This is a genomic window from Lutispora sp. (genome assembly GCF_041687175.1).
Lineage (GTDB): Bacteria > Bacillota > Clostridia > Lutisporales > Lutisporaceae > Lutispora.
This window is the reverse complement of record NZ_JAWLCK010000174.1, coordinates 1-4,466: the sequence shown is the minus strand read 5'-3', so window position 1 is coordinate 4,466 and position 4,466 is coordinate 1. Positions and strand designations below refer to the sequence as shown.

General features: G+C 35.1%; 6 protein-coding genes. 2 read left to right on the top strand and 4 right to left on the bottom strand.

Annotated elements, in window-relative coordinates:
- Window positions 1–30: 30 nt before the first annotated feature.
- The 3 genes from ACESM9_RS14630 to ACESM9_RS14620 form a co-directional block, all read right to left on the bottom strand.
- Window positions 31–621 carry a hypothetical protein gene (locus ACESM9_RS14630; protein WP_373000330.1) on the bottom strand — a complete coding sequence of 197 codons (591 nt, stop codon included), beginning with the start codon at window positions 619–621 and terminating at the stop codon, window positions 31–33.
- 157 nt (window positions 622–778) lie between these two features.
- Window positions 779–2,362 carry an ATP-binding protein gene (locus tag ACESM9_RS14625; RefSeq protein ID WP_373000327.1) on the bottom strand — a complete coding sequence of 528 codons (1,584 nt, stop codon included), beginning with the start codon at window positions 2,360–2,362 and terminating at the stop codon, window positions 779–781.
- Window positions 2,352–3,050, bottom strand: a complete 699-nt coding sequence (locus ACESM9_RS14620) for a response regulator transcription factor (protein WP_373000324.1) — start codon at window positions 3,048–3,050, stop codon at window positions 2,352–2,354. The genes ACESM9_RS14625 and ACESM9_RS14620 overlap by 11 nt, the downstream gene beginning before the upstream one ends.
- 215 nt (window positions 3,051–3,265) lie before the next feature.
- Between ACESM9_RS14620 and ACESM9_RS14615 the strand changes: the two genes are divergently transcribed.
- Both ACESM9_RS14615 and ACESM9_RS14610 read left to right on the top strand, forming a co-directional pair.
- On the top strand, window positions 3,266–3,424 hold the full coding sequence (locus ACESM9_RS14615) for a hypothetical protein (RefSeq protein ID WP_373000321.1): 159 nt from the start codon (window positions 3,266–3,268) through the stop codon (window positions 3,422–3,424).
- Window positions 3,425–3,846: 422 nt separating this feature from the next.
- The gene (locus ACESM9_RS14610; RefSeq protein ID WP_373000318.1) at window positions 3,847–4,278 is read left to right on the top strand and encodes a PaaI family thioesterase; all 432 of its coding nucleotides are present in this window, start codon (window positions 3,847–3,849) and stop codon (window positions 4,276–4,278) included.
- A gap of 38 nt (window positions 4,279–4,316) precedes the next feature.
- Here ACESM9_RS14610 and ACESM9_RS14605 read toward each other — a convergent pair.
- Window positions 4,317–4,466 (bottom strand): hypothetical protein (locus ACESM9_RS14605; RefSeq protein ID WP_373000333.1); only part of this gene is annotated, 150 nt, incomplete at its 5' end.

The window sequence follows — 4,466 nt, the reverse complement described above, 5'->3', positions numbered from 1 at the left end:
CCAAAAATATGCTTTACCTTCTCAGCTTTATTATTCATATACAGCGCTTAACCCCCTGATAAGACTTCTTCCCTCCACAAAATCTCTCTCATCTTGCCCGAAGCATTTTAAGTCTCCCTTAAACACAATATTGCTTTTTATATTCAATAGGCTTTGGGGTCTTACCAGATTCCTGGGTATATTAAAATCTACAATTCCGCTTTGATTCAAAACATAGTATACAAATTCAGAGCAGAGAAAATGTTTATCATCGCATGTCTCAGCATTGAATAAATTATATAATAGTCCCTTGTAGTTGTATTTATAGCGTTCACTGTTAGAAATAAACTGGTTAAGTATGCTTTGAGCTTTTTCATATTGCTCCTCTGTGACTTCCACCTCTAATACTATGCAGGGCACTATCTTTTGAAGTTTATAAACTCCCTTATCTCTATACTCTCTCCTGAATGCACCAATGAAAGGATTATATATGTATTTCCTTCCGAAGCTGTACATGTTTCTTAGTTCTCTGTCCAACGCAATAGACGCATGAGTATATTCATCCTTCATAAACAGCCTTATAAGCCTTGATACTATCGTATTGGTCCTGGTGAGGACAATATAAAGATGCTTTTTATCCATGATTCATAAACTCCTTTTTATGTGATGAATCTATTATGTAATATGGAGTTTAATAATCACTGAATAATATCTTAAGATTATCTTAATATTGTTTTAATACTTTATTTCAATTTTGCATACATGCCCTTAAAATGAAAAAAGCCATATAAATGGCTTTTTATAATGCTACAAAAAACCTGATGCTGTTTCCTTCGCACTCAGCCCATATATCTCCATGATGAAGGTCCACTATGCTTTTAGCAATAGCAAGTCCAAGGCCTGAGCCTCCCATGCCTGCCGTTCTGGACTTTTCAAGCCTATAAAATCTATTGAAAAGATTTGGCAATTCCTCTGGAGGTATAGGGTCTCCCATATTTTCTATGCATACTATTGCCTTATTTTCTTGGCAACTTAACTTAATCAGTATCTTTCCAGGCTTATAGGAGTACCTAATGGCATTCATCAGAAGATTTTCAAAAACTCTAACCATCAAATCCGCATCAACAGACACAATTATCTTTTCATGGGGCATTTCCTTCACAAATTCCAAATGATTTTCTTCGCATACAGGAACCCACTCTTCCACCAATTGCTCCAGAAGCTCATTGATATTTACTTCAGCAACATTTAACTTAATGCCCTCATTGGATAACTTAGTGTATTCAAAAAGATCATCAATGAGTGTTTTCAGCTTTTCTGACTTGCCATAGGCTATGTTGACAAACTCCTCCAGTTGCCTGTGATCTTCATACTTCTTATCGCTGATCAATTTCAAATAGCCCATAATAGAAGTAAGAGGAGTTCTTAAATCGTGTGATATGTTTGTAATTAATTCATTCTTTGTTCTCTCTGCTTTTCGCTCTTCTTCTATTCTGGATTTAAGCTCTTCTGCCATATTGTTTATATTGTCGGCAAGAGAAGCCAACTCGTCTGAGCCCTTGCTTGCTACTCTGAAATCAAGATTGCCAGTAGATATGACCTGAAGTCCGGCAGCAATTTCCTCAATGTACTTCATCTTTTTCTTTGTAAGGAATTGGAATGAGATAACAAACACACCGATGTACACAGCAATTGTTATCAATATAGCACCTTCGGTCCCTGTGTTTTTATAAACAATATTTGCTTCAGGCACTCCGATACCGATAACATAAGCATTCATTTCATTTACCTTCGAAGGATAGAGACTAGCATACTCCATTGGTGCTTCTTCAATCTTTGGATCGTTTTTCACATTATTAATATTCCTAATCAGGTCATACAAATCTATCTCATTCTCTGTAGCATTGGCTGATTTGTATAACACTCTGCCATCCACATCTGTAATCATTACTTTGAAATTCCGCTCTTCAACAGCCTCATTGATCATTTCCTGAATATCATCATCGTCTAATTTAGAACGAGGCTTTTCTTCAAAGCTTTCAGCAATACCTCTTACAATCTCATCCATCTCATACCTACCTATAGTATATTCTATATAAGCTCTTCTTGTATAAATTTCCAGAACCCCATATGTTATAGTTCCAATTAATATAGAGACCAAAAGACAGACAATAAAAGTCAGAATCAATTGCATCCGGATGCTGGACTTAATCCTGTTGATAATTGCCTGATTAATAATTTTCAAAGGCTTGGATAATTGTCTCATGGGTGAAAGCAATTTTTTAATAGGCCAAAATAATAGCTTGGCTAACCAAATAATTGGTTTCATGAGCCAGACTATAGGCTTTATCAACCAACGAAAAGGTGAAAATTTAACTTTCAAATTTATACCCCACTCCCCATACAGTTTTTATATATTGAGGCTTTCTCGGATCCAGTTCAATCTTCTCTCTTATTTTTCTAATATGCACCATTACTGTATTATCCGACTCATAATAATCTTCTTTCCATACGCTTTCAAATATTCTTTGTGTGCTGAACACTATGCCCTTATTCCTGGCAAGGAGCTCAAGAATATCGAATTCCTTGGGGGTAAGCTTCACCTCTTTGCCGTCAACAATCACCTCATGGGTAGCAACATTTATGCTTATATTCCCAATTTCAATTTCATCCTTTTTTCGCTGGTTAGTTGTATTAAGCCTTGTATATCGTCTCAGCTGGGACTTGACGCGAGCCATGAGTTCCAAAGGATTGAAAGGTTTTGCTACATAATCATCAGCACCGGTGCTAAGACCTATAATCTTATCCATGTCTTGGCTCTTGGCAGACAACATGATTATAGGCATATTTCTTTCTTCCCTTATCTTCATACAGGCTTGTATTCCATCCATTTTTGGCATCATAATGTCAAGAATAATGAGATGGACTTCATTCTCTTCTAGAATCTTAATGGCTTCAAGTCCATTGTAGGCTTTTAACACATTATAACCATCATTTTTCAGATATATCTCTATCAAATCGCTGATTTCTTTTTCATCATCAACAATAAGCACAGTTTCCTTATTGATCATAAAACTATCTCACCGCCAAATTCATTGATCTATTTAATAATTCCCTTTTTATTATATAATAAATATCTTAACAAATTTTCGGCAAAATCTTAAATTTTTCTTAATTCTTTAACTGTACATCTTTTTTTCTGTACATAATAATAATCGTATAACTCTAGATCTGACACAATAAACTTAAATTGTTCTACAAACATGAAAAAATGGGAGGTGTTATAGTGAATTTAGGAGATTATCATCTTGCAGACATAAAAGATGACACAAAACTTCTAGAGCAACTAAAGAAATATGAAGCAGAAATATCTCAGGATTTTGGTGAGCCAGTAGTATTAATCGCTTATGGGAAAAATCAAGATAGTCCAAACCCGAATAGCTAAAAAATTGATGAGGATGCAGTAAAATAAGTGTCAGGAACAGGTTATTAGGCTACGCTTTTAATTTTTTTAGCCTAATAATCTTTGCACCTGGCACAACCTATTGTTACACCGTTTCAAACAGGAATGCCTGAAATTGCTTCTTATCATGCATGGGCTTTACACCTATTAGCGAGCTGCCTATCATACACCAGTACCCATATTTTAACATTTTTGTAGATAAGGAAACAGATATCATATATGGCAAGTACAAGTATACTAGCACTTATACATTTATATCTTTATGTTATAATATTGTTATTAACACCATAGTGCATATTTTTATTCCCATTTACATTGTACTATTTAGTGTAGTAAAGTAGAGTTTATCTCTCTATGGTCTACTTTCTAGTATAAAATCATAATAATTATCGGAGGTATTTTTCATGACTCAAGAGTATCTTTCATGGCTTTACGATTATTATAAGAATGTTAATCAAACTTCAATCCTTGAAAACTTCCTCGAGATTCAAATTGACGACCTTCAAGAGGGAAAAAGTATACATAAAATAAAGACTTCTCAGAAGCATAGCAATATGTATGGCACAGTACATGGAGGTACTCTTGCTTCCATTTGCGATATAGCTATGGGAACTTCCTGTATAACTCTTGGCAAACGAGTAGTAACAATTGATATGAGCATCAGCTATATAAAAAGTGCACCTAAAGAAAGTACTCTTACCGCCATTGGTAAAGTCATCAGCAGTGGAAAAACTATTATGCGGGCAGTAGGCGAGATATTTGATGAACAAGGTCAGCTCCTTGTCAAATCACAAGCTTCATATTATGTCACTGGAGATTTTCGAGTAGACGACTAATCAGCCACCGAGAACCGTCTTCGGTGGCTCTATCTATGCTAACGCTCAACATTATTCTTTATTAACTCCATAAATACTTCAGGAGTTACTATTCTTACCTTAGGATTCTGTCTTAGCTTGCTTACAACGTCTTCAACATTATGAACACCTTTGCTCCAAACATGAACATATACGAAAGTATAGGCACT

What these genes read in the sequence shown, in the direction of transcription:
- ACESM9_RS14630 (WP_373000330.1), bottom strand. Translation starts at nt 621, where the DNA reads ATGGATAAAAAGCATCTTTATATTGTCCTCACCAGGACCAATACGATA.
- ACESM9_RS14610 (WP_373000318.1), top strand. Translation starts at nt 3,847, where the DNA reads ATGACTCAAGAGTATCTTTCATGGCTTTACGATTATTATAAGAATGTT.
- ACESM9_RS14620 (WP_373000324.1), bottom strand. Translation starts at nt 3,050, where the DNA reads ATGATCAATAAGGAAACTGTGCTTATTGTTGATGATGAAAAAGAAATC.